18 protein-coding genes are annotated in these 24,089 nt (G+C 63.7%); 11 read left to right on the top strand and 7 right to left on the bottom strand.

Annotated elements, in window-relative coordinates:
• Positions 1-214: 214 nt before the first annotated feature.
• Positions 215-868 carry an arylesterase gene (locus tag KF712_08510; protein ID MBX3741018.1) on the bottom strand — a complete coding sequence of 218 codons (654 nt, stop codon included), beginning with the start codon at positions 866-868 and terminating at the stop codon, positions 215-217.
• Here KF712_08510 and KF712_08505 point away from each other — a divergent pair.
• From KF712_08505 to KF712_08495, 3 genes are read left to right on the top strand one after another with little or no spacing between them, the layout of a single operon-like run.
• The gene (locus KF712_08505) at positions 862-1,590 is read left to right on the top strand and encodes an ATP-binding cassette domain-containing protein (GenBank protein ID MBX3741017.1); all 729 of its coding nucleotides are present in this window, start codon (positions 862-864) and stop codon (positions 1,588-1,590) included. The two genes, KF712_08510 and KF712_08505, sit on opposite strands and share 7 nt — an antisense overlap.
• Positions 1,577-4,126: an ABC transporter permease gene (locus KF712_08500; GenBank protein MBX3741016.1), complete on the top strand. Its 2,550-nt coding sequence runs from the start codon at positions 1,577-1,579 to the stop codon at positions 4,124-4,126. The genes KF712_08505 and KF712_08500 overlap by 14 nt, the downstream gene beginning before the upstream one ends.
• Positions 4,127-4,177: 51 nt before the next feature.
• Entirely contained in the window at positions 4,178-4,912 is a 735-nt protein-coding gene (locus KF712_08495; GenBank protein ID MBX3741015.1) for a rhomboid family intramembrane serine protease, read from the top strand.
• A 13-nt stretch (positions 4,913-4,925) separates the two neighbouring features.
• Here the strand turns inward: KF712_08495 and KF712_08490 are convergent, their stop codons facing one another.
• From KF712_08490 to KF712_08475, 4 genes are all read right to left on the bottom strand, one after another.
• Positions 4,926-8,297, bottom strand: a complete 3,372-nt coding sequence (locus KF712_08490; protein MBX3741014.1) for a DEAD/DEAH box helicase — start codon at positions 8,295-8,297, stop codon at positions 4,926-4,928.
• A gap of 3 nt (positions 8,298-8,300) precedes the next feature.
• Positions 8,301-10,835 carry a leucine--tRNA ligase gene (gene leuS, locus KF712_08485; GenBank protein ID MBX3741013.1) on the bottom strand — a complete coding sequence of 845 codons (2,535 nt, stop codon included), beginning with the start codon at positions 10,833-10,835 and terminating at the stop codon, positions 8,301-8,303.
• A 111-nt stretch (positions 10,836-10,946) separates the two neighbouring features.
• Entirely contained in the window at positions 10,947-11,384 is a 438-nt protein-coding gene (locus KF712_08480) for a thioredoxin family protein (protein MBX3741012.1), read from the bottom strand.
• 14 nt (positions 11,385-11,398) lie between these two features.
• On the bottom strand, positions 11,399-11,857 hold the full coding sequence (locus KF712_08475; protein MBX3741011.1) for a thioredoxin family protein: 459 nt from the start codon (positions 11,855-11,857) through the stop codon (positions 11,399-11,401).
• A 79-nt stretch (positions 11,858-11,936) separates the two neighbouring features.
• On the opposite strand from KF712_08475, the gene rdgB reads away from it, so the two are divergent.
• Both rdgB and KF712_08465 read left to right on the top strand, forming a co-directional pair.
• Positions 11,937-12,533: an RdgB/HAM1 family non-canonical purine NTP pyrophosphatase gene (gene rdgB / locus KF712_08470; GenBank protein ID MBX3741010.1), complete on the top strand. Its 597-nt coding sequence runs from the start codon at positions 11,937-11,939 to the stop codon at positions 12,531-12,533.
• Positions 12,534-12,576: 43 nt separating this feature from the next.
• Positions 12,577-13,095 (top strand): C40 family peptidase, encoded by a 519-nt coding sequence (locus KF712_08465; protein MBX3741009.1) that lies wholly within the window; start codon positions 12,577-12,579, stop codon positions 13,093-13,095.
• 227 nt (positions 13,096-13,322) lie between these two features.
• Here the strand turns inward: KF712_08465 and KF712_08460 are convergent, their stop codons facing one another.
• Both KF712_08460 and KF712_08455 read right to left on the bottom strand, forming a co-directional pair.
• On the bottom strand, positions 13,323-14,645 hold the full coding sequence (locus KF712_08460; GenBank protein ID MBX3741008.1) for an FAD-dependent oxidoreductase: 1,323 nt from the start codon (positions 14,643-14,645) through the stop codon (positions 13,323-13,325).
• Positions 14,646-14,754: 109 nt separating this feature from the next.
• Positions 14,755-15,720 carry an alpha/beta fold hydrolase gene (locus KF712_08455; protein MBX3741007.1) on the bottom strand — a complete coding sequence of 322 codons (966 nt, stop codon included), beginning with the start codon at positions 15,718-15,720 and terminating at the stop codon, positions 14,755-14,757.
• A 300-nt stretch (positions 15,721-16,020) separates the two neighbouring features.
• Here KF712_08455 and KF712_08450 point away from each other — a divergent pair, with 300 nt between their 5' ends.
• The 6 genes from KF712_08450 (at position 16,021) to KF712_08425 (ending at position 24,088) form a co-directional block, all read left to right on the top strand.
• Positions 16,021-18,114 (top strand): S8 family serine peptidase, encoded by a 2,094-nt coding sequence (locus KF712_08450; GenBank protein ID MBX3741006.1) that lies wholly within the window; start codon positions 16,021-16,023, stop codon positions 18,112-18,114.
• 105 nt (positions 18,115-18,219) lie between these two features.
• A complete protein-coding gene (locus KF712_08445; GenBank protein ID MBX3741005.1) occupies positions 18,220-19,029 on the top strand; it encodes an alpha/beta hydrolase in 810 nt (269 codons plus the stop codon).
• 82 nt (positions 19,030-19,111) lie between these two features.
• Positions 19,112-20,383 carry a polysaccharide pyruvyl transferase family protein gene (locus KF712_08440; GenBank protein MBX3741004.1) on the top strand — a complete coding sequence of 424 codons (1,272 nt, stop codon included), beginning with the start codon at positions 19,112-19,114 and terminating at the stop codon, positions 20,381-20,383.
• 64 nt (positions 20,384-20,447) lie between these two features.
• Positions 20,448-22,010 (top strand): hypothetical protein, encoded by a 1,563-nt coding sequence (locus KF712_08435; GenBank protein MBX3741003.1) that lies wholly within the window; start codon positions 20,448-20,450, stop codon positions 22,008-22,010.
• A gap of 24 nt (positions 22,011-22,034) precedes the next feature.
• Entirely contained in the window at positions 22,035-23,006 is a 972-nt protein-coding gene (locus tag KF712_08430; GenBank protein ID MBX3741002.1) for a metallophosphoesterase, read from the top strand.
• Between the two features lie 26 nt (positions 23,007-23,032).
• A complete protein-coding gene (locus KF712_08425) occupies positions 23,033-24,088 on the top strand; it encodes a Gfo/Idh/MocA family oxidoreductase (GenBank protein MBX3741001.1) in 1,056 nt (351 codons plus the stop codon).
• Position 24,089 lies beyond the last annotated feature (1 nt).

Raw genomic sequence — 24,089 nt, 5'->3', positions numbered from 1 at the left:
GATCTTCTCCTTTTCAGCCAGCAGAGTCGCCACTTTCGTTTTCGTCGGGGAGTTCGCGAATAGCCCCGGGAACCCATTCAGAATTGTGGCTAGATATAAGGGCCATGGTATAACAATCCCGCTCCGATGAATTCACGGGACCTGTCTATCAGACGATCCCGGTCAAAATCGGTCCGGGGTTTCCATAAACCCGGCGACCGGCGCGGTTTTTGTCTCACAACAGCCCCTTGAGGATTTCCCAGATATGCCCGGCGATGATCTTTTGCCCCTCTGCGGTGGGGTGGATGCGGTCGTCCTGATTCAGTTCCGGGTTGCCGCCGACGCCTTCCAACAAAAACGGGATCAGAGCGGTTTTTTCTGTTTCCGCGACTTTCGGGAACACGGCCTTGAATGAGTCGGTGTAGTCCTGGCCCATGTTGGCGGGCATCTGCATGCCAGCGATGGCGATCTTCATGTCCGGGTTCTTCGCGCGCGCCTTGGCGACGATGCCGAGCAGGTTCTTCTCCGTCTGTTCCGGGGAGATGCCGCGCAGGCCGTCGTTGCCGCCGAGGGCGATGAGCAGGACGTCCGCGCCATCCTTGCCGAGCGCCCAGTCGATCCGGCGCAGGCCGCCGGCGGTGGTGTCTCCGCTGACTCCGGCGTTGGCGACGGTCCAGGCAAGGCCGGCATCATCGATCTTTTTCTGGATGAGGGCGGGGTAGGCTTCCGAGGTGCCGCCGTCGAGGCCGTAACCGGCGGTGATGCTGTCACCGAGGACGACGAGGCGCTTTTTTCCGCCGTTTGCATTTTGCGCCGCCGCGGTGGATACTCCCGCGCCCGTTCCGATCACCACCAGCAACGCCAACGCCAGCCATTTCATCCATGCCATCCGCCAGACTAGAATCGTCCCCAGTGGCTGTCAAACCGCCCATTCTCGAGATCCATGGATTGAAAAAGGTCCACCGCACCGCCTCCCATGAACTGACCGTGCTGCGGGACGTCCACCTGAGCCTGGAGGAGGGCGACACTCTGGCGATCATCGGGCCGTCAGGGAGCGGGAAGACGACTTTGTTAGGTCTCTGCGCCGGACTGGATGATGCCACCGCCGGGACGGTGAAACTGGACGGGCAGGCGCTCGGCGAACTTTCGCAGGATGCGCGGGCCGCGCTGCGGAACCGGCTGGTAGGCTTCGTTTTCCAGAGCTTCCAGCTCATCCCCACACTCACGGCGGTGGAGAACGTGCTGGTGCCACTGGAACTGCGCGGCGAAAGCGGAAGGCCGAAGGAGGCGGAGGAGCTGCTGCGCCAGGTAGGACTGGGCGACCGGCTGGATCACTATCCGCTGCAGCTTTCCGGCGGGGAGCAGCAGCGGGTGGCTCTGGCCCGTGCCTTCATCCACCGGCCGAAGATCCTCTTCGCGGATGAGCCGACGGGGAACCTGGACGCGGAAACGAGCGGCCCGATCGTGGAGATGCTGCTGCGCCTGAACCGTGAGGCGGGGACGGCGCTGGTGCTGGTGACCCATGATCCGGCGCTGGCGGCGAAGACGCGGCGGGTGGTGAAGATGAGCGGCGGAACCATCATCGCGGAGGAACAAAATGCCATCGACTGATCCCCGTCCGCTGCCCGGCTCCCTCATCGGCGCGCTGCTCCATCCGTGGACATGGCGGATGGCATGGCGGGACAGCCGCACCCAGCGCGTGCGCCTGCTGATTTTCTCGATGGCCATCGTTTCCGGCATCGCCGCGCTGGTGGCCATCCACTCGCTGAAGGCCAGCGTGCAGACCGGCATCGCGACCCAGGCAAAGGAGCTGCTCGGCTCCGATCTTCAGGTCTCCTCCCGCTCACCCATCGCGGAGGACGCGATCACGCGGCTGTCCGGACGGGCCACGCGGGTAGCCCGCGAGACGGCGTTTCCCTCGATGATGATTTTCCCCGCAGGGGGTGCGAAGCTGGTGCAGGTGCGCGGCATGGAGGGCGGCTATCCGTTCTACGGAACGGTGAAGACGACTCCGGCGGATGCGTGGGCGCGTCTTTCCGAAAGGTCCGGGGTACTGGTGGAGCCGGCATTGCTCGACCAGTTCCAGGCGAAGGTGGGCGACGAGGTGAGGCTCGGCAGCTTGCGGCTAAAAGTCCTGGGCGTGATCGACAAGGGCGCGCCGCGGCCCAGCCGGTTCAGCGGCTTTGCCCCGGAAGCCTACGTCCGGCTGGATGACCTGCGGCAGAGCGGCCTGCTGGGGACGAACAGCATGGCGACCCACCAGCTCCACCTGGAGATCCCCGTGGTGCCCTCCGCCGAAAAGCTGAAGCGCGATATCCGGAAGGAATTTCCCGGCACGCCGTGGCGTCTGGAAACGCCGGAGGACCGGCAGGAAAATTTGGGCGATGCGCTGGATCTGTTCCAAAGGTTCCTGGGCATCCTCGCCCTTTCATCACTGGCGCTGGGTGCGCTGGGCGTGGCGGGTGCGGTGCAGTCGCATGTGAACCGGCGCATCCCCACAGTGGCCATCCTGCGCTGTCTGGGCGCGCCGGGGCAGCTCGCCTCCGCCATCTACATCGCGCAGACGGCGGCGCTCGGTATGCTGGGAGCGGCGCTGGGTGCGGGCATCGGCGTGGCGCTGCAGGTCGGGGTGTTGTCCGCGTTCAAGGACAGCCTGCCCATTTCCGTGGCTCCCGCACCGGAGTGGGCGGTGGTCGCCCGCACCGGATTGGCCGGGTTCGCCGTATGCTGCGGCTTCGCCCTCATCCCGCTGCTGAAGATCCGGCAGGTGTCCCCTGCCGCGACGCTGCGCTCCGGTGCCACATTGACCGGCGGCACGCTGCGGACGCTGCCTGTCTATCTGCTGCTCGCCGGGCTGATGGCGCTGCTGGCCTTCACGAATGACCCGGACTGGAAACGCGGGCTGGCGCTCATCGGCGGACTGGCGGCGGCGTTCCTCGTCATCATCGGCGTGGCGCGCGGGCTGATGGCGATCACCCGGCGGATCGTCCGGCCGTCGTGGCCCTACCTGCTGCGGCAGGGCATCTCCAACCTCCACCGGCCGGGCAACCAGACGCTGCTGTTCCTGCTTTCGCTGGGCCTTGGCACGTTCCTGCTGCTCACCATCCTGCTCGCAGGGAATCTGGTCCAGCAGCGCCTGAGCATCACCCACTCCGCGGAGAATCCGAACCTTTACCTCATCGACGTCCAGCCGGATCAGGTCGATGGCGTCGTTTCACTGGTGAAAGGCCAGGGGCTGCCGGTGCTGGAGAACGCACCGATGGTGACGATGCGCGTGCAGGCCATCCGCGGCGTGCCCGCCGCAAAGGCGAAGGGAGTCCCGCGATGGGTGGCGAACCGCGAGTTCCGCTCCACCTACCGCGACTACCTCAACCCCACCGAGAAGCTCATCGCCGGAGAGTGGCACAAGACCATCCCCGAGCCGGGCGGACCCGTGCCGCTGTCGCTGGAGGAAAAGGTCGCGAAGGACATGCGCGTGAACCTGGGCGATGCCGTAACGCTGGATGTGCAGGGCGTGCCGGTGGAGGCGAAGGTCACCAGCATCCGCAAGGTGGACTGGAGCCGCTTCAATCTGAATTTCTTCATGATCTTCCCGCCCGGCGCGCTGGAGGGCGCGCCCGGTTTCAACGTGGTCACCACCCGCACGCCGGATGCGGCGGCGTCCGGAAAACTCCAGCGCGCGCTGGCCGGAGAACACGCCAACGTCACGCCCATCGACCTCACGCAGATCCTCGAAACCGTGCAGGAGATCCTTTCGAAGATCTCGCTCGTCGTGACGATCCTCGGCGGCTTCACCCTGCTGGCAGGCCTGCCCATCGTCATCGGCACGCTGCTCAATGGCCGCGATGTCCGGCTGAAGGAAAGCGTGCTGCTCCGCACGCTGGGTGCGTCCGCGAAGCAGGTGCGCTCGATCCTCACGGTCGAATATGCGACGCTCGGATTCCTTTCCGCGCTGACCGGCGTGGTGCTGGCGGCGGGCGCGAACGCGGCGCTGGCGGTGTATGTCTTCAAGACGTCGCCGTGGCCGGATCCCGTTCTCATCGCTTCCACCTTCGGCACCGTGATCGGGGTTTCCATCCTCGGTGGGCTGGGGCTGAGCCGCGGGGTGTCCAACCATCCGCCGCTGGAGATCCTGCGCCATTCCTGATCCCTTTCCGGCTGTCTTGCCCTGCGGAAAAGTTCCGGTCATCCTCCCGCCGTGAGCAACCCTCCGTCGCTTCCCCCGGAAGGATACCGCATCCCCAGCCAGAACAAGTGGTTCCGCCATGGGCTGTTCCTCGTCGGCATGCCCGTCGAGATCCGCCAGACCATCACGGTCAAGAAGCCCTGGTTCACGTGGATTTTCTCCAGCCTGCTGGTGCTCTGCAGCATCGCCTTCTGGGTGGATCCGGATGTCTGGCGGCCGCTCGTTTTCCATCCGGCATCCACCGGACTGACCTGGTGGCTGGGGGCCTTCGGCTACACCTTTCTCCACGCGGATCCGCTCCACCTGGCGGGCAACCTCTACTTCCTCCTCATTTTCGGCAACAACGTGGAATGCCGCTTCGGCCGCAGGCGCACCATGGGGCTTTTCTTCGCTTCATCCGTCACCGGAGCCTTCCTCCACGGCCTCGCGAATGTGCACCCGCTCATCGGTGCGAGCGGCGGTGTCTTTGGCGTGGTCACCTTCTACGCCCTGCTGTTTCCACATGCCCGTATCCTGTGGCTGCCGTTCGGCTGGATGGTGAATGCGGGAATGCTGCTCCTCGGCCGCAAGTTCGTCGCCCGCGGCATGTCGGTGAAGGCCTTCATCATCCTCTACTTTGCCCTCCAGTTCCTCCTGCTGCACCAGCAGATCTTCCTGAACGGCACGGTCTCCGCCCTCGCCCACCTGGGCGGCGGGCTGGCCGGCGTCGTCATCTGGTGGGCATGGAAAAAGAACTGGCTGCCGTGAGGCGGAAGTTTCCTCACGCCAGCGGAGCCAGAAGATGGGACAGGGTCTCCGTGTCGATCTTCAACTTGGCTGTTTCCTCCTCCAGCAGCGCCTGGACGAGGGCGGCCTTGTGCTTCTGCAGCTCGATGATGCGCTCCTCCACGGACCCTCCGCAGACGAGCTTGTGAACGAACACGGGCTTCACCTGGCCGATGCGGTGGGCACGGTCGGTCGCCTGGTTTTCCGCCGCGGGATTCCACCACGGATCGTAGTGGATGACGGTATCCGCCGCAGTCAGGTTGAGGCCGGTGCCGCCCGCCTTCAGCGAAATGAGGAAGACGGGGATGCGGCCTTCCTGGAACTCACCCACCAGTTCCGCACGGTTCCGGGTGCTGCCGGTGAGGGTGAGGAACGGCACCTCCAGCTTCTGCAGCCGTTTCCCGATCTCCGCGAGCATGGTGGTGAAGCTGGAGAAAAGCAGGATGCGGCGACCTTCCTCCACCAACGTAGGGAGCAGGTCATCCATCAGGAAATCCAGCTTCGCGGAGTCCGCCTTCGCCGAAGCCGGGGTTTTCAACAACGGCGGATGGCAGCAGATCTGGCGCAGCTTCAGGAGGGCATCCAGGACGATGATGTGTGACTTCGCGAGGCCCTTTTCCGCGATGGCATCCCGCACCCGCCTGTCCATGGCCGCGCGGACGCTTTCGTAGAGGTCGGTCTGCTTCTTCGACAACGCGATGGTGTGGAGGATCTCCGTCTTCGCCGGCAAATCGCGCGCCACCTGGTCCTTTGTCCGCCGCAGGACCAACGGCGCGATCCGGCGGTTGAGGGCGCGCTGCACGCCGGAGGAACGGTCCCGTTCGATGGGACGGCGGAAAGCCGAGTTGAAATGGTTTTCATCCCCCAGGAAGCCGGGCATGAGGAAGTGCATGAGGCTCCACAGCTCCCCGAGGTGGTTCTCCATGGGCGTGCCCGAAAGGCACAGGCGCTGGCGGGCCTTCAGCCGCCGGATGCTGCGGGTGGTGACGGCCTTGGAGTTCTTGATGTATTGCGCTTCATCCAGGACACAAAGGTCCCACTCCCGGGCCGCCAACACCTCGATGTCCCGGTGCGCCAGGGCATAGGACGTGATGACGAGATCCGCTGACTCCATCCCGGAGAACAAAGCGGCGCGGTCCTTTCCATGGAGGGTGATGACTTTCAGATGCGGGGTGAATTTCCCGGCTTCCGCCAGCCAGTTCGGCACGACGGACGTCGGCGCGATGACCAACGAGGGCAGGCCGCCGCCCCGCTCCTTTTCCGCGGCGATGTGCGCCAGCGTCTGCAGTGTCTTCCCGAGGCCCATGTCATCCGCGAGGATGCCGTTCAAGCCATGGTCCGCCAGGAACCGCAGCCAGCGAAAGCCCTCCCTCTGGTATTCACGGAGCTCCGCCTGCACCCCATCCGGAACCGCGATCTCGGGAAGACCTTTGATGTCGCGCAGGTTCCGCGAAAGCTCAGCGAGCGCACGCAGCGTCCCGCTGTCATCCATCGCGAAGGAATCCGCGATGCCCGCCGCCGCGAGGCGGTCGATCCGCACAGGTCCATCCTCCGCCGCATTTCCCTGGAACAGGTGCCTGACCTGATCCACGAACTCCAGCAGGCGCTTCGCCGGGAATCGGATCATGCCATCCTCCAGATCACCTGCCGGGAACATGAAATGCTCCGGCAGATCCGGAGAGTCCGCGGTGGGGAGATTCATCCGGATGGCTGACGCGATGATGGGGATGAGGGTCACCCGCTTCCCATCCAGCTCGAAGGCGGCATCGAACCGGAACCAGTCGATGCCATGGTCAGGTGACTCCTCCAGTTCGGCGAAAAGCTCACCGGCATCCCGCACGATCAACCCTGACTCCCGGGTGACCTCGACGACCCAGCCGGCATCCACCAGGGCGGCCTTTCCTTTCCTTTCGACGAAATCGAGCCAGGCATCCTTGTCGTGTGGGTCGGTCCCCGCGAGCAGATAGGTGGATGCGGCGCCCGCGTCACGCAGACTGGCGGGCAGGACCTCCGGCAATGGCAGGAAGCCCGAAGAGATGAGGAAACTACGCGCGGCTTTCTCCGCCTTGTCGCTGCGGGGCTGGATGCGGATTTTCCCTTCCTGGACTTCCGAATGGGACGCGCCGCCGCCGGAAGCCGCGAGCGGCTCCAGCAATGGTCCCGCCCCGTAGCGGAAGCGGAGTTCCGCGGCGATGACAGAAGAGGAAGATCCGTAGGAGAAGATGCCCTTCCTGATGATCCGCAGATGGGGGACGGGTGCCACCGCGGGCAGCTCCACCGTCTCCATGGGTTTCGGGGCAGGCAGTTCAGCCGACATTTCGGAAAGCCGGGCGGAAAGCAAATCCACCTGGGATGGGGCGACCTTCGGCCCCTTCAGCCAGGAGGTGAGCAAGCCCGGCGACAGCCCACCGGCCAGCCTGCCGATTTCCCCGGCCTCCTCATCGACATAGTAGGGCGGCACCAAGGGCAGGACGGACCGCGGATGGTCATCGGCGAATTCCAGCACCGGCCTCATGGCTCCATCCTTCTCGCTGGTCCATCCGGGTTTCACATCGACCTCCGGACCTTGGGCGGCATTCCGCCACTCCGCGCGTCGGGAGTTCCAGAGATAAAATCTCCCCGTCGCCAGCATGGCGTCCAGCATCTCTTCCCACCCTTTCCCTTCGCACCGCAGCTCGTTCCACGCACCGGTCCGTCTCTTGAGCTGGTGGTAGAGGGACGCGGGGATGAAATCCTCCCTCGCCATGTACTTCGGCGGATTGGAAGGGTCCGCATTCGCCATCGTTTCCTGGATGGTGACCCCATCGCGCTTCCGGAGGCCGACCCGCATCGAAAGATACCACGTGCGCCGCCCGGCCAGCGAATACCGCTCCTCCCTCAGACAGAACGCGAGGAAGCGGGCCTCATTGGCCTTGGAAAGCTTCTTCCCGCCCTCAGCGGATGAAAACCCAGATCCCATCTCCCCCAGCCAGTCGAGGATGCCCGGCTCCAGCATGGGTACTTTCACCATTGCAGGCGCGCTCGGGGGTGGCGGAGAGACATCCTCGAGCATTGCCAGGATGATGGCCGCATCATGCTTGCAATAAAGTCCCACCGGACAGGAACAGAGTGCATCGAGAAACCATCCGCGGGAGGTTCTGACAAAGGTGACGTGCGACCGGTACGGGGTGGCGCGGTTGCCCTCCACCCGGGCCGCGCAGGACACGGATTCCCCGGGAACATGTTCGGTATCGACGACCGAAACGAAATCAAGGTAGCCCTGCGCCCTCCCGAGGGAGCCGCGGTCAAAGCCGGAACGCCACAACCCGGAACGGAGCCACTCGACCAAGGTCGGCTCCTTCCGGACAATGGCGGCCAGCCGTTTCATGGACTAGCCTACGACGACGTTCAGGATCTTGCCAGGAACGTAGATGACCTTGCGGATCGTCTTGCCGTCCAGATGCTCGTTCACCTTCGGGCTTTCGAAGGCGACGGCCTTCACCGCTTCCTCGTCCGCGTCCTTGGAGACGCTCAGGCGGTCGCGCAGCTTGCCGTTCACCTGGACGACGATCTCGATCTCGTTGCGGACGAGCGCGGCGGGATCGTAGGCAGGCCATGGCAGCTCGGAAAGCTGGGCGCTGGAACCGAGGCGGGCGTTGATTTCCTCCGCGAGGTGCGGGGCGAAGGGATCCAGCACGGTGAGGAACTGGGTGAACTCCTTCAGCGGCACGACCTCCACCTGGGTGAAGGCGTTCGTGCAGATCATCATCTGGGAGATGGCGGTGTTGAAGTTCAGCTTCTCGATGTCCTCGCCGACCTTCTTGATCGTTTCGTGGACGACGCGCAGCAGCTCCTTGTCCGTGCAGGGCACGTCCTGGATCTTCGGAGAAACGGTCCAGTCACCGTCCTTTTCCTCGAAGGCGACGCGCCAGACGCGGGCGAGGAAGCGTGCAACACCCTCCACACCCTTCATCTGCCATGGCTTCACCTGTTCCAGCGGACCCATGAACATTTCATAGAGGCGCAGCGCGTCCGCGCCGTATTCCTTCACAACGTCGTCCGGGTTCACCACGTTGCCGCGGGACTTCGACATCTTCTGGCCATCCTCACCGAGGATCAGGCCCTGGTTGACCAGCTTCTGGAACGGCTCCGGCGTGCGGACGTGGCCGAGGTCGAACAAGACCTTATGCCAGAAGCGGGCGTAGAGCAGGTGAAGTACGGCGTGCTCCGTACCTCCGACGTAGAGATCGACCATCCCCGGCTTGTCGTCCGTCCAGTAGTCCTCGGCTTCCTTGGAAATGAAACGGCCGGTGTTGCCCGGGTCGCAGTAGCGCAGGTAGTACCAGCACGAACCCGCCCACTGGGGCATGGTGTTCGTTTCGCGCAGCGAGCCATCCGGCAGCTCGACCCACTCGGTTGCCTTGCTCAGCAGCGGATCCGGCGTGCCGCTCGGCTTGTAGTCCTCCAGCGGCGGAGCCAGCAGCGGCAGCTCGCTTTCCGGGATGGCGTGGTGGTTGCCGTCTTTCCAGGTGATCGGGAACGGCTCGCCCCAGTAACGTTGGCGGGAGAACAGCCAGTCGCGCAGCTTGAACTGCACGCGCTTGGTGCCTTTGCCGTTTTCACCCAGCCAGGCGATCATCTTTGCTTTGGCTTCGGAGGTGGGGAGACCGTCGAGGAAGCCGGAGTTCACGGCGGTGCCGTGAGCGGTGTAGCCCTGCCAGTCGGAATCGTCTCCCGGCTGGACCACCTGGATCACCGGCAGGCTGAATTTCGTCGCGAACTCGTAGTCGCGCTCGTCATGCGCGGGCACGGCCATGATCGCGCCGGTGCCGTAGCCCATCATCACGTAGTCAGCGATCCACACGGGGATCTTTTCGCCGTTCACCGGATTGGTCGCATACGCGCCGGTGAAGACACCGGACTTGTCCTTGTTCAGGTCACCGCGATCCAGGTCGGACTTGGAGGAAATGGCTTTCTGATAGGCCTCCACCGCTTCCTTCTGCTCCGCGGTGGTGATCTCGGGGACGAACGGATGCTCCGGTGCCAGCACCATGTAGGTGGCTCCGAACAGGGTGTCCGGGCGGGTGGTGAAAACGACGACCTCGCGGCCTCCGACATCGAACTTCACTTCCGCGCCCTCGCTGCGGCCGATCCAGTTCTTCTGCAGCAGCTTGATGCCATCCGGCCAGTCGAGCGTGTCCAGTTCATCGATCAGGCGCTGGGCGTACTTGGTGATGCGCAGCATCCACTGGCGCAGCGGGCGGCGCTCGACGGTGTGGCCTTTCGATTTCCACTCTTCCACCTCTTCGTTCGCCAGCACGGTGCCCAGGTCCGGGGACCACCAGACGGGGGTATTGGCGACGTAGGCCAGGCGGACGTCATCGATCTGCGCGCGGGTCCAGCCCTTCGCCTCCAGCTCGGAGACGTTCTTCGCCTTGCCCGCTTCCTCGTCGAAGTACGAGGAATACAGTTGCAGGAAAATCCATTGGGTCCACCGGACGTATTCCGGATCGGTGGTGGCGATCTCGCGGTCCCAGTCGTAGGCGAAGCCCAGCGACTTCAGCTGGCGGCGGAAGTTCTCGATGTTCGCCGCGGTGGTGATGGCCGGGTGCTGGCCGGTCTTGATGGCATACTGCTCCGCCGGCAGTCCGAACGAGTCGTAGCCCATGGGGTGCAGGACGTTGAAGCCGTTCTTCCGCTTGTAGCGGCCGATGATGTCCGTGGCGGTGTAGCCCTCCGGGTGGCCGACGTGTAGGCCCGCGCCGCTGGGATACGGGAACATGTCGAGCACGTAGTACTTCGGCTTGCTGGCGTCAAAGCCCTCATCACCCGGTCCGGGCGTACGGAAGGTCTTTTCGGATTCCCAGCGGGACTGCCACTTGGGCTCGAATTCGTCGAATGGGAATGGTTTGCGGCGGTCGGACATGGCGGGAAAAGGTCGCGGACTGTGGGAAATCCGCCCCCGCTTGGAAAGCAAAACCCCGCCGCGGCTCCGGGCCGGACGGGGTGGGTGGAAAAACGATCCCGGGCAGGCGGGTTATTTCAGGAGCTTCTTGAGATGCTCGACGTACTTGGCCGGGCCGCCTTCCTGGTAGCCGGTTTCCGCGATCTCACTGCCGCTGGGTTTCAGCAGCTTGACGGTCGGGTAGCCCTGGACGTCGTATTTTTTCGCCAGACTCTTGTTCTGCTTCTCCAGCTCAGGGGAGAGTTTCAGCTTGCGCGGGAAGTCCAGCTTCACGAGCACCAGGTTCTCCGCGGCGTAGTCGTGGAATTCCTTGTGGGCGAAGACTTCCTTGTCCAGGCGGATGCACCAGCCGCACCAGTCCGAGCCGGTGAAATCCACGAACAGGACTTTTTTCTCCGCCTTTGCCTTCGCCTTGGCGGCGTCAAAGTCGGTCATCCATTCCACCTCGGCGGAAAAGGAAAGGGCGGCGGTGGCGACCAGCGCCACGACGGAAGCGAACAAGGTTTTCATCGGCACTGCGTCTATCAGTCCAGGTTCTTGCTTTCCAGCTTCTTGTCGATGTGGGCCAGGAATTTGTCCATTTCGGGATACTCGGACGCATAGAAGCGGCTGAACTCCTTGCCCTCGCCGTTCAGGAGGACAACCGTCGGAAAGCCGTCGATCTTGTATTTCTCCGCGACGATCTGGTTGCGGGCGGCGAGCGCCTTGTCCGCTTTCGGCAGATCGATCTCGACCAGCACGTAGTCCTTCGACGCTTTCTCAACGAACTCCTTCTTCGAGAAGACGTTTTTGCGCATCATGATGCAAGGAGGGCACCAATCGGAGCCGGTGAACTCCACGAGCACGGACTTTTTCTCCTTTTTCGCAACGGCGAGCGCCGCCTCCACATCGGTGGACCAGCCCTCCAGGGTATTGGCAAAGGCGGTGGAGGTGATGGCCGCGAGGCTCATGGTGGTCGCGGCAAGCCAGGTGACAGCTTTCATGGTGCCTATATAGCGTTGCAAAGGGCCATATTATTCAAAAAATCTTGGCCATCCGCGCCCGGAACGCTAGCCACGCGGCATGCCGTCCCCCGCGCCGCGCCTCATCGTCGCCACCCGCAACGCCCATAAAACCGCCGAAATCCGCTCCATGCTGGGCGGACGGTTCGAGGTCGTGGACGCGACCGCATTTCCGGAATTCCCTGAGATCGAGGAGACTGGAACGACCTTTCTGGAGAATGCCCGGCTGAAGGCGGAGGGCATCAGCCGCCTGATCGACGGCTGGGTGTTGTCAGACGATTCCGGCCTGGAGGTGGATGCCCTGGGCGGTGCGCCCGGCGTCTGGTCATCCAGCTACGGCGGCGAGGAGGGCAACAACGAGAAAAACAACGCCCGCCTGATGACGGAAATGGCCGGGAAAACCGAGCGCGGCGGCCGCTTCGTCTGCACCATGGTCCTGGCGAAGGACGGGAAAGAGCGCGCCAACTTCAGCGGCGCGGTCGAGGGCGACATCATCGATGAACCCCGTGGCAGCGAGGGCTTCGGTTACGATCCCCTTTTCATACCAACGGGTTACGACCGGACTTTTTCCGAGCTCGGCGATGCGGTGAAGAACACCCTGAGCCATCGCTCTCGCGCTCTATCACAAATTACCGCTTGGTTGGATATTAATTTTTAAAAAATATTTGCCGATATAAAACAATTTAAGTAATTTCCCCATCGTGAAACGCTTTCTGACACTCCTCGCCCTCCTTCCCCTCGTTGGCGGAGCCGTTTCCTGCTCCAGCCAGGTCAAGGCCAAGCAGCCTGTCTCCTACCGCTTCAGCCATGGTGAAACCGCCCTGCTCAAAGACGGTATGGCCTATGCCCCGCGCAAAGCTCCGGACGCCGTGAAGCGCGCGATCGCCGCAGGCAACCGCCTCCAGAGCAAGCCCTACAAATGGGGCGGTGGCCATGCGAAGAAGAACGATACCGGCTACGATTGCTCCGGCACCGTCTCCTACGTCCTCCGCGAGGCCGGTCTGCTGAAAGGCTCCATGCCCTCCAGCGGTTACTTCAACTACGGCAAGAAAGGCGAAGGCGACTGGATCACGGTCTACACGCGGAAAGGCCACGTCTTCATGACCGTCGCCGGCCTGCGCCTGGACACGGGCGGCCCCGGCGGACGCTCCGGCCCACGCTGGAAGCCACAGACCCGCGCCGGGAAGGGCCATGTGATGCGGCATCCATCGGGATACTGATCAGCAAAGAAGGGCGACACTTCTGTCGCCCTTTTTCTTTTCTCCTCCGAGGTAGCGGCATGGCTGCGCCATGACGGTTGGAATAATCGATCCCAATCCCACGACGTCATGGATCATCGGTGTGAGCGGCATTCCTTTTCTGAGGATTTTGAGAGCAGGCCGGAACCGGTTGGCTGCTGACATCCTCCCAGCCGTCATGGCGCAGCCATGACGCTACTCCCGGATGGTCAGGCCTCCGTGAAGGGGCCGCCGCCGACTTTTTCCAAGGCCTCACGGACATTGACGCCGCTGATTTCCTGTACGGAGGTGTTTCCCTTCACCACCATCGCGGCGGCGACACCGGCGGCTTCGCCCATGGCCATGGCGGTGACGGTCACGCGGGTGGAGGCGTGCGCGCCGCGCGTGGCGGAGTGGCAACGGCCCGCGACGAGCAGGTTCTCGATCTTCTGCGGCAGCAGGGACCGGTAGGGGATGTCATACGGCGCGGGCTGGACCTTCTCCGGAGCGAAGTCATTGGCACTGCCGACGGTGGTTTTGTTCGGGTGCAGGTCCAGGTACCAGCAACCGGTGGCGATGGCGTCGTCGAAACGATTGCCCTTCATCAGGTCGTCCTCGTTGAGCACATACTGGCCGGTGATGCGGCGGGATTCCCGCACGCCGATCCACGGGTAGGCTTCCAGGAAATAGGATTCGGAAAACGCGGGTATGTCCCGCTTCCAGGCGCGGAACATGGCGTGGGCATCCGCCCGGCCCTGCATCTCCGCGCGGGAAAGGTCCGCCGCATTCGTCGGGTCCGCCGGGACACGCACGCCGTGGACGTAGATCTCATCCTTGCCGAAAAGGAACATGATACCAGGTCCGTAGTAGTGCGGCAGCTCACCCGCCGCCTGCGCCTTTGCCAGCGCTTCCCTGCAGTCCTTCCCCAACGTGGCGGTCGATTTCACATGGCCGATCCGGAAGTGCAGCGTCAGCGGCTGCACCTCCTTGTTCTGCTCGAACGGCGCGCCCGCCCACGCCGCCACATCCGCGTCGCCGCTGCAGTCGATCACCGTCTTCGCCTCGATCTCGGTCAGCCCGTCCTTGTTCGCCACGGTGACGCTCCGGATCCGTCCGCCATCGGAATTCACCCCGCAGACCATCGTGTTGAACAGCACGGTCAGGTTCTCCTTCCGCTCCTTCAGCAGGCGATCAAGGAGGATCTTGAACTCGAAGGTGTTCGGAATCGTCGGGTTGTGGATCTTCACCGTCTTCGCATCCGGTGCGCAGACGCCTGACTTCGACAGCAGCTCCAGCGCGATCCCCTTCACCACCACCCGCTTCGTCTTGATGTCCGCGATGCCATCGAAATACGGCAGCCCCACGCTGGTGATGATCCCTCCCGCGAACGGAGCCTTTTCAACGAGAACGACCTTCGCGCCTGTCCGGGCCGCAGCAAGAGCGGCGGCGGTTCCGGCACAACCACCACCGCAGATGAGGATGTCGGTGGATATCTTTCGCTTGGGCACGACCGCGACCGGTGCCGCCTGGGCTTGTCCCGAAGCCGCCGTCATCGCGGCGATTGTCGAGACTTTCACGAAGTGACGCCGGGAAGCATGTGATGGCCCCATAGAATTACAGATACCGGATCACCGCATGAATTCTTATAAAGAAACCAACATCCTATCTGGGCACCCCGTGGCGCCCCAGGAACTCCAGCGCCCGGTCATGGGGCCACGATCCATTTCGGGATGGGAATGACACGTGCCCCCCATCCCCTGGCGTCTCCAGCGAGAACCACTCGCTCTCCCGCGCCTCCTCCCTCGGATAGCATCTCTCCCCCAGGAACGGATCGTTGAGCGCATTCACCAGCAACGTCGGGATGCGGATGTGCGGTAGGAACTGGCGGCAACTGCTGCGGATCCAGTAGTCCTCCGCGTTCCTGAAGCCGTGGAGGGGCGCGGTGAAGCGGTCGTCGAACTGGAGGAAGTCGGCGATCTGGTCCAGCCCGGCGAGATCGAGGGAGCCGGGGAAGAGGGATTCCTTCACGCGGAGCTTGGTGCGGAGGGAGCGCAGGAAACGCCGCATGTAGAGGCGGTTGGCGGGGTCCGACAGCTTGCGGGCGGAGTCCGCGAGATCGCACGGGACGGAGAAGGCGAGGGCGCGGCGGAGTTGCTCCGGCCGTTCGCGCGGCTCGCCGAGGTATTTCAGCGTGAGGTTCCCGCCGAGGCTGAAGCCGATGAGGTCGATCTCCTCCGCCGGGTGGACGGCGAGCACGTGGCGGATGACGGCGTCCAGGTCCTCCGTGGCGCCGCTGTGGTAGAAGGAGAGCAGCCGGTTCGGCTCCGTGCCACAGCCGCGGAAGTTCCACGCGAGGGCGTCCCAACCGGCGGCGACCAATGAGCGGGCCATGCCCTGGATGTAGGCGGCATCGCTGCTGCCCTCCAGGCCGTGGGAGAGGATGGCGAGGCGTCTGGACGTTTTTCCCGCCCACGCGAGGTCGAGGAAGTCCCCGTCGTCCAGTTCCAGCCGCTCCCGCAGGGTGGTGACCGGCTTCACCCGCCGGAAGAGGGCGGGGACGATGGTCTGCAAGTGGCCGCCCGGCAGCCACCATGGGGCGCGGTAGGTGGAATGCTCGATCAGCGGCACGGAGAGAGCATCCGGGGACGGCTTTTGGTTTTCAACCGCGAATCAACGCGAATGGACGCGAATGTATGAAATTGGGGCAGGATTTTTGCTGCTCGCTGAAATGGGATGCCTTCAGGTCTGAGCGGGTATCAGGCTGACGGGCATTTTTTGACCACGGATTTCAGATGGATTAACGGATTGCACGGATTCGGGTGCTACGGGTTGGCGATCCGGAGAAATCTAATTGTCATTGTAATTACATTAAAAACGGCGCAAGTTCCGTCCGCTTCCGGGAGATGACCTGCTCCGGATCTCCGTTCCATGCGTCCACACGCTTCCATCCTTTTCCGCAGCCTGACCTTGCTGGCGACCGCCTTTTCGATGATGGCGTCGGCGAAAGAGGATCCGTATGTGGAGGGGGAGGTGCTGGTGACCTTCCGTGCGGATGTGCCGGAAGCGGCCGCCCGCACGAAGATGGCGGGGCGGAAGATGCGGCTGGCGGAGACCTATGACCGGGTGGGAGCGTCCCGCGGGAAGCTGCACGGGATGGTCCGCGACAAGAGCCGGACGACCGCCGCGCTGATCGCGGAACTGAAAGCGGACCCCAGCGTGGAAACGGCGGAGCCGAACTATCTGCGGAAAGTTTCCTTCATCCGCCCGAACGATCCGCATTTCCCGAAGCTGTGGGGACTGGAGAACACCGGACAGGTGGCGAACCTGAGCGCGGGTACCAGCGGGGTGGACACGCGCTTCATCCAGGCGTGGAACCTTTCCCGGACCACCACGCCCGCGCAGGACATCGTGGTGTGCGTGGCGGATACCGGCGTGGACATCACCCACCCGGACCTGGCGCCGAATGTGTGGACAAATCCGGCGGAGATCCCGGGCAACGGCATCGATGACGACGGCAACGGCTACGTGGACGACGTGCATGGCTATGACTTCGCCGCCAATACGGCATCGATGACGGACTCCGGCTTTCACGGGACGCATGTGGCGGGGACCATCGCCGCCACGGGGAGGAACGCGCAGGGCGTGATCGGCCTGCAGTTCAAGGCGAAGATCCTGCCGATGAAGCTGTCCACGGACGGTGAGAACATGTCCACCTCCGCCATCATCGCGGCGTACAACTACGCTGTGGCGCAGAAGCAGCGGGGCGTGAACATCGTGGCGTTCAACGCCTCCTACGGTGGGCTTTCCCAAACCACCGCGGAATTCAATGCCATCGCCGCGCTGGGGAACGCGGGCATCGTCCTGTGCGCGGCGGCGGGCAACGACACCACCAACAACGACGCGATCCCGCAGTATCCGGCGAACTACGCGCTTCCAAATATCATCACCGTGGCGTCCATCGACCCACGGAACGGGCTTTCCAGCTTTTCCAACTACGGGGCGACGACGGTGGATCTGGCCGCGCCGGGGACGGACATCTACTCGACCGTGCCCGTGTCGCTGGGCGGGAGGCTCTCCACCGTCACCATCGGTTCCACGACCCACCTGGCGGCGGAGATCGAGTTTTCCGGCCTGACCCCTCCGGCGGGCCTGACACGCACCATCCACCACTGCGGCACGGGGGAAACCAGCGCCGCCTTTCCCCCCGCCGTCAGCGGAAACATCGCCCTCATCCAGAGGGGCAACAACACGTTCGCGGACAAGGTGACGCGGGCAAGGACAGCCGGAGCGGTGGGCGTCATCATCTACAACAACGTGGACGACACGGGCGGCTGGACACTCGGTGCGGCGGGAAACTGGCTGCCCGCCCTGCAGGTCACGCTGGCAACCGGCAATGCCATCCTGGCCTCCCTCCCCGCCACGGGCAATCTGGTGAACGCACCGCATCCCTCCGTGGCCTACCGGTTCATCAGCGGGACGTCGATGGCGACGCCCCACGTGAGCGCGGCGGTCGCCTTTGCGGCGCTGAATTTCCCGACGGAAACCATGGCCCAACGGATCTCCCGGATCCTGGACCACACCACCACCGTCCCGGCTCTGGCCGGCAGGACGATCCGCGGAGGCAGGCTGGATCTGCTGAAGATGATCGACACGGACAACGACGGCCTGCCGGACTGGTGGGAGACGGAGAAGCTGGGCACGCTGGCCCAGACCGCCACGGAAGATCCGGACGGGGACGGCTTCAACAACCTGGCGGAGTTCCTCGGTGGGACGGACCCGAGGTCGGGCGGCAGCCGTCTCGGGTTTGCCTCCCTCCAGGCGTCGGGGACGGGCATGGTGCTGGGCTTTTCCGCGAACGCGGAGCGCCGCTACCAGATCGAGTGGAGCGACACGCTGGCTCCGCCATGGACACCGCTGGGTGGTCCCGTGACCGGCACCGGCTCCACCATCCAGGTCACGGACCCGGATGCGCTGGAAGATACGCCGAGGCGTTTTTACCGGCTGAACCTGCTGGCGGACTGAGATGCAAAGGATGTGCCCGAACGCCGGTAGCAGCCGTCCGGACCGGTCCTACCATTTTTCCAGCCCGCTTGACGCACCGGGGCCGCTCCCCTCAACTGGCAGGCAGTGAAAGCCCTGTTTCTCCTTTTCGTGGCCATGGCCACTCTCACCCATGCCGAACCGGTCACGGACAAGGCCATCTCATATTATGAAGGTGCCGCTCTGGAGCGGGCGGATGAATACCAGAAAGCCCAGTGCAAGCTGGACGTCCGCCGCCCGGCGGGGGCCAAAGACCTGCCGGTGCTGATCTGGTTCCATGGCGGTGGCCTGACCTCCGGCAAGCGAGGGTTTCCCGCCCTGCCGGATGAAAATGTGGTGGTGGTGACGGCCAGCTACCGCTTCGACCCACCGGGCAAGTTCCCCTGCTCCCTGGAGGATGCCGCCGCCGCGACGGCGTGGGCTTTCCGCCATGCGGCGGAGTACGGCGGTGACCGGGAGAAGATCTTCATTTCCGGCCACTCGGCCGGGGGCTACCTGGCCCTGATGGTGGGCATGGACCCGAAGTGGCTGGCCGCCCACCAGATCTCGAACCAATCGCTGGCCGGCATCATCCCGGTGAGCGCGCAGGTGACGACGCACTTCCACGTGAAGAAGCTGCGCGGGGACACGGGAGAGGCGCTGCGCCCGCTGATCGACGAATTCGCGCCGCTTTACTTCGCCTCGAAGAACCTGCCGCCGATCTGCCTGATCACCGGCGACCGGAAGATCGAATACAAGAGCCGCGTGGAGGAAAACGACCTGTTCCACATCACGCTGAAGAACCTGGGCCACCCGGACGCGGAGTTCCACGAGCTGGCGGGCTTCGACCACGGCACGGTCGGGAAGGGTTCCATGCCCGCCGTGGCCGCTTTCATCAAGCGCGTCGCCGCGAAATGAAAATGTGACCTTCCTCCTCCTGCGGACATTCACTTTTCTGGAAGATTCTTCTTCTATTCCCCGTTCAATCCCATTCCAAAAAATGACCTCAAGACGCAATTTCCTCAAAACCTCCGGCCTCGCCCTCGGTGCGGCATCCCTGCCAGCCGTCGCCTATTCCCAGGAGACGAAAAAGAAGACCGTCCTGCTCCACAGCGCATGGGCGACCAAGAACATCGGTGACATCGGGCACACCCCCGGCACACTCCGTTTCCTCGAACAATACCTCCCGGAGGCCAACGTCATCCTGTGGGCCGCCCACACCAACAAGGAAGTGGACGCCATGCTGGCGAAGCGCTTCCCGAAGGTGGAGATCGTGAAAGGCTCCCTGTCCGAGAAGGACGGCGCGGTGCAGCAGGCCATCGCCCGCTCCGACTTCTTCCTGCGCGGCCCCGGCATGGGCCAGCCCACCGACTTCATGAAATACTGCAACAAGATCGGCAAGCCATGGGGCCTGCAGGGTCAGTCGTATTTCCCGGACATGGTGACCGGAAAGGGCGCCGAAGAACGCATCGCCCTGCTGAACAGCGCCGCCTTCATCTACTGCCGTGACTCGACGACGCTGAAGACCCTCCAGGACGCGGGGGTCAAGCCGCCGGTCATGGAGTTCTGTCCCGACGGCTGTTTCGGCATCGACGTGCGCGACGAGGAAAAAGCCCTCGCCCGGCTGGCGAAACACGGCTTGGAGCCGAAAAAGTTCATCACCATCCAGCTCCGCACCCACTCCCCGACGACCCCCGGAGTGGATGACAAGCGGCCCCAGAAGCTCAACCCCCTCAACCCGACCCCGGAGATGATCGCCGACGACGTGCGCCGCGCGAAGGTCTATCAGGATCTCATCGCCATGTGGGTGAAGGAGACCGGCTACAAGGTCGTCATCGCCCCGGAGGTCTACAAGGAGATGCAGTACAACAAGCAGTTCGTCTATGACCCGCTGCCGGACGACCTGAAGAAGCACGTCGTCAACTTCGATGAGTTCTGGAACGTCGATGAAGCCTGCTCCTTCTACCAGCGCGCCCACACCGTCATCTGCCATGAGCCGCACACGCCGATCATGGCGCTGGCGATGGGCACACCGATGATGCACACCTTCTCCGAGTTCCACTCGCCGAAATGCTGGATGTTCAAGGACATCGGCCTGGAGGAATGGGCGCCCGAGTTCGACAGCACCCCGGCCTCGAAGATGTTCGACATCCTGATGGGCATCCACAAGGACTACCCCGCCGCCGAGGCGAAGGTGAAGAAGGCGATGGCCTACGTGGAAGAGCGTGCCAAATCCCAGATGACCGTCCTCAAGGGCGTCATCAACGCCTGATCCCCCAACGGAAAACGCCGGTCACGCACCGGCGTTTTCCTTTTCCCCTGATTCTCCCAATCCCATGACAAAAACCATCCCCACGCTGTTGCTCGCGTCCGCCCTGGCGGCGCACGCCGAGCTGAAACTGCCCGCCATCATCGGTGACAACATGGTCCTGCAGCAGAAGCAGGCGAACCCCATCTGGGGCTGGGATACCCCCGGCACCGAGGTGACCGTCACCTTCGGCAACCAGACGAAGAAGGCGAAGGCCGACGACAAGGGGAAGTGGACCGTCTCCCTGGACGCGCTGCCAGCGAACGCCACCCCCGCCACCATGACCTTCAAGGGCACCACCTCCGCGGAGGTGAAGAACGTGCTCGTCGGTGAGGTGTGGCTATGCTCCGGCCAGTCGAACATGGGCTGGTCGGTGCGGATGTGCTGGGACTTCGACCTGGAGAAGCTGGCCTCGAAGAACGGCAACCTGCGCCTCATTTCCGTGCCGAACGTGGGCACCCAGGAGCTGCAGGATGACTTCAAGGGCAACTGGGCCGTCGCCGGTCCGGACAGCGTGCCGGATTTCTCAGCGGTCGGATATTTCTACGGCAACCTGCTCCAGAAGATCCTGGACGTGCCGGTGGGCCTGATCGACAACGCTTGGGGCGGCTCCGCAGCGGAAGCTTGGGTGAAGCGCGACGTGATCGACGCGGACCCACGCTTCAAGGCCGTGATGGACAACTGGAAGAAGATCGAAGCGACCTACAACCACGACGAAGCCGTCGCGAAGTACAACGAGCAGAAGAAGGCCTGGGAAGCGAAGCGGGATGCCGCGAAGGCCGCCGGGGAGGATCCACCCACCGCACCGCGCGCACCGCAGAACCAACTGAAGGGCCAGGGCCGCCCGGGCAACCTCTACGCCGGCTGCCTCAACCCGATCATCGGCTACGGCATGAAGGGCGCGATCTGGTACCAGGGTGAGTCCAACGCCGGACGCGCCTACCAGTACAACGAGCTGATGACCCTCATGATCTCCGAGTGGCGCAAGGACTGGAAGCAGGGGGATTTCCCTTTCTACTTCGTCCAACTGGCCGACTACATGGCGGAGAAGCCGGAGCCGGGCGACAGCGCGTGGGCCGAACTGCGCGAGTCCCAGACGAAGACGATGAACACGCTGAAGAACACCGGGCAGGCGGTCATCATCGACCTCGGCGAGGCGAACGACATCCACCCGCGCAACAAGCGTGATGTGGCGGAGCGGCTGGCCCGCTGGGCACTGGTGCAGGACTATGGCATCAAGGACATCCCGCACCGCAGCCCGGAGTACAAGGGCCATGAGATCAAGGACGGCAAGGTGAACGTGACCATCGACCACATCGGCTCCGGAGCCGGTCTCCGCACGGTGGATGTGAACGAGCTGAAGGGCTTCGCGATTTGCGGGGAGGACAAGAAGTGGGTCTGGGCGGATGCGAAGTTCGCGCCCGGCGCGGTGAAGACCAACATCATCGTCAGCAGCGCGAAGGTGCCGAACCCGGTGGCCGTGCGCTACGCGTGGGCGGACAATCCGGTGTGCAACATCTTCAGCCAGGAAGGCCTGCCGCTCACCCCGTTCCGCACGGATGACTTCCCGCTGGTCACCCAACCGAAGTAACGACCTATCCAAAAACCCACCACCATGAACATCACCCGGCGTGACGTCATCCGGAAGACCGTTTGCTTCAGCTCGGCCGTCATCGCCGGGAACCTGTTATCCCGTGTGGGCGCGCAGCCCGGGGCCTTTCCTGCCAAACAGGGTGGCCTCCATCTGCTGGCCTTCGGCGATTTCGGCTCCGCCAACAAGGAGCAGATCGAAGTCGCCAACCAGATGTCCGCGTATGCGCGGGATCTGAAAACCCCGCTCGCGGGGGTGCTCGCGCTCGGCGACAACTTCTACGGCAAGTTCACCATGGACCGGTTCAGGACCGGCTTCGAGGAGATGTATCCGGAGAAGACGCTGGGTTGCAATTTCTACGCCTGCCTCGGCAACCACGACTACGAGCATGTCGGCAAGGAGAAGCCGCAGCTCACCAAGGCGGACTGGCAGCTCCGGTATGCCGCCGAGAACCCGAAATCGCGCTGGAAGCTCCCGGCGAAATGGTACGTCGAGGAACTCAAGGACGCCACCGGCCCGTTGGTGAGGATGATCGTCCTCGACGGGAATCCCATCATCACCAAAGAGGAACAGTTGGCCCAGAGGGAGTTCCTCGAAAAGGAGCTGCAACGCAAGACCACCGCCCCCTGGACCTGGATGGTGAACCATTTCCCGCTGTTCACCTCCAGCAGCAAGCGGAAGGACAATGAGAAGCTCATCGCCGAATGGGGTCCCCACCTGAAGAAGCACCGGATCTCCCACTGCATCGCCGGGCACGACCATACGCTGCAACATCTGGAGGTGGATGGATATGAGACGAGTTTCATCGTCTCCGGTGGAGGCGGGCGCGCCCTGCACGAGGTCAAGGAAACGGACCGTGGCTTCGCCCGGGCGCAGCTCGGCTTCAACCACATCCATGTGGACCGCAAGGCGGTCACGACGCGGTTCATCGATGAGAAAGGCAACCTCCTCCACACCTTCCGCCGGGATACCGATGGGAAGGTGACCATCGGCTGACCAAAACTTTGGGACCTCCCGTCACCATGCAGCGCCGCCAGTTCCTTTCCACCACCGCGCTCGCTCTCGCGGGGGCGGGCACGGTGGCGGCACAGCCTGCGGGCGCGCGCATCCCCGCCGCACAGATCGGCACCGGGCATTCCCATGCCGCCGGAAAGATGCAGGCGATGCGGAATCTGCCGAACCTCTATCAGGTCACCGGCATCTGTGAGCCGGATGACGCGCTGTGGCAGCGTGCGGCGAGGAACAAGGCCTATGCGGATCTGCCACGGCTGTCGCTGGAGCAGCTCCTTTCCTCTGATGTGAAGCTCGTCGCGGTGGAGACCCTGCTGGGGGACGCTCCCGCGATGACGATGCGCTGCCTGGAAGCGGGCAAGCACGTCCATCTCGACAAGCCGGGGGCGCTGTCCCACGCGGACTTCAGGAAGTTCCGCCTGCTGGCGCGGGAAAAAGGTCTGCACCTGCAGATGGGCTACATGCTGCGCTACAACCCGGCGTTCCAGTTGCTGTTCCAAGCCCACCGCGAGGGCTGGCTGGGAGAGATCGCCAGCATCGACGCCTCTATGGGCAAGCTCGCGGAAGCTGGCCTGCGGAAGGAACTCTCGTCACTGGCCGGTGGCGGCATGTTCGAGCTGGCCTGCCATCTCACGGACGCCGTCGTCACCCTCCTCGGCAAGCCGCAGGCGGTGCATGCCTTCTCCACCCCCACCCGGGACGACGGCATGAAGGACAACCAGCTCGCGGTGCTATCCTACGCGAAGGCGACCGCCACGCTGCGCTGCAACCATGCCGATCCCTTCGGCTCGCCGCACCGCGCCTTTCATGTCATCGGTACAAAGGGCAGCATGGAGATCTCCCCGCTGGAGTCCGGCAATGTCATCCTCTCATTCACGGAGGATCATCCACCCTACGGGAAAGGCCGCAACACGCTGAAGCTGGAGGTGCCGAAGGGCCGCTACGACGCCGAGTTCATCGACATGGCAAAGGCGATCCGCGGAGAAAAACCGCTGGCATGGGACGCGATGCACGACATCGTGGTTCACGAAACCGTCCTCCGGTCATCCGGGATGGATGTTCCATGAC

The organism is Akkermansiaceae bacterium, from assembly GCA_019634595.1.
GTDB lineage: Bacteria > Verrucomicrobiota > Verrucomicrobiia > Verrucomicrobiales > Akkermansiaceae > Luteolibacter.
The sequence above is the reverse complement of the archived record's forward strand: the minus strand, read 5'-3'. Positions and strand labels throughout refer to the sequence as shown.

What these genes read in the sequence shown, in the direction of transcription:
- KF712_08505 (MBX3741017.1), top strand. Translation starts at nt 862, where the DNA reads ATGCCATCCGCCAGACTAGAATCGTCCCCAGTGGCTGTCAAACCGCCC.
- KF712_08475 (MBX3741011.1), bottom strand. Translation starts at nt 11,857, where the DNA reads ATGAAAGCTGTCACCTGGCTTGCCGCGACCACCATGAGCCTCGCGGCC.
- rdgB (MBX3741010.1), top strand. Translation starts at nt 11,937, where the DNA reads ATGCCGTCCCCCGCGCCGCGCCTCATCGTCGCCACCCGCAACGCCCAT.
- leuS (MBX3741013.1), bottom strand. Translation starts at nt 10,835, where the DNA reads ATGTCCGACCGCCGCAAACCATTCCCATTCGACGAATTCGAGCCCAAG.
- KF712_08435 (MBX3741003.1), top strand. Translation starts at nt 20,448, where the DNA reads ATGACAAAAACCATCCCCACGCTGTTGCTCGCGTCCGCCCTGGCGGCG.
- KF712_08480 (MBX3741012.1), bottom strand. Translation starts at nt 11,384, where the DNA reads ATGAAAACCTTGTTCGCTTCCGTCGTGGCGCTGGTCGCCACCGCCGCC.
- KF712_08450 (MBX3741006.1), top strand. Translation starts at nt 16,021, where the DNA reads ATGCGTCCACACGCTTCCATCCTTTTCCGCAGCCTGACCTTGCTGGCG.
- KF712_08460 (MBX3741008.1), bottom strand. Translation starts at nt 14,645, where the DNA reads ATGACGGCGGCTTCGGGACAAGCCCAGGCGGCACCGGTCGCGGTCGTG.
- KF712_08490 (MBX3741014.1), bottom strand. Translation starts at nt 8,297, where the DNA reads ATGAAACGGCTGGCCGCCATTGTCCGGAAGGAGCCGACCTTGGTCGAG.
- KF712_08425 (MBX3741001.1), top strand. Translation starts at nt 23,033, where the DNA reads ATGCAGCGCCGCCAGTTCCTTTCCACCACCGCGCTCGCTCTCGCGGGG.
- KF712_08430 (MBX3741002.1), top strand. Translation starts at nt 22,035, where the DNA reads ATGAACATCACCCGGCGTGACGTCATCCGGAAGACCGTTTGCTTCAGC.
- KF712_08440 (MBX3741004.1), top strand. Translation starts at nt 19,112, where the DNA reads ATGACCTCAAGACGCAATTTCCTCAAAACCTCCGGCCTCGCCCTCGGT.
- KF712_08510 (MBX3741018.1), bottom strand. Translation starts at nt 868, where the DNA reads ATGGCATGGATGAAATGGCTGGCGTTGGCGTTGCTGGTGGTGATCGGA.
- KF712_08500 (MBX3741016.1), top strand. Translation starts at nt 1,577, where the DNA reads ATGCCATCGACTGATCCCCGTCCGCTGCCCGGCTCCCTCATCGGCGCG.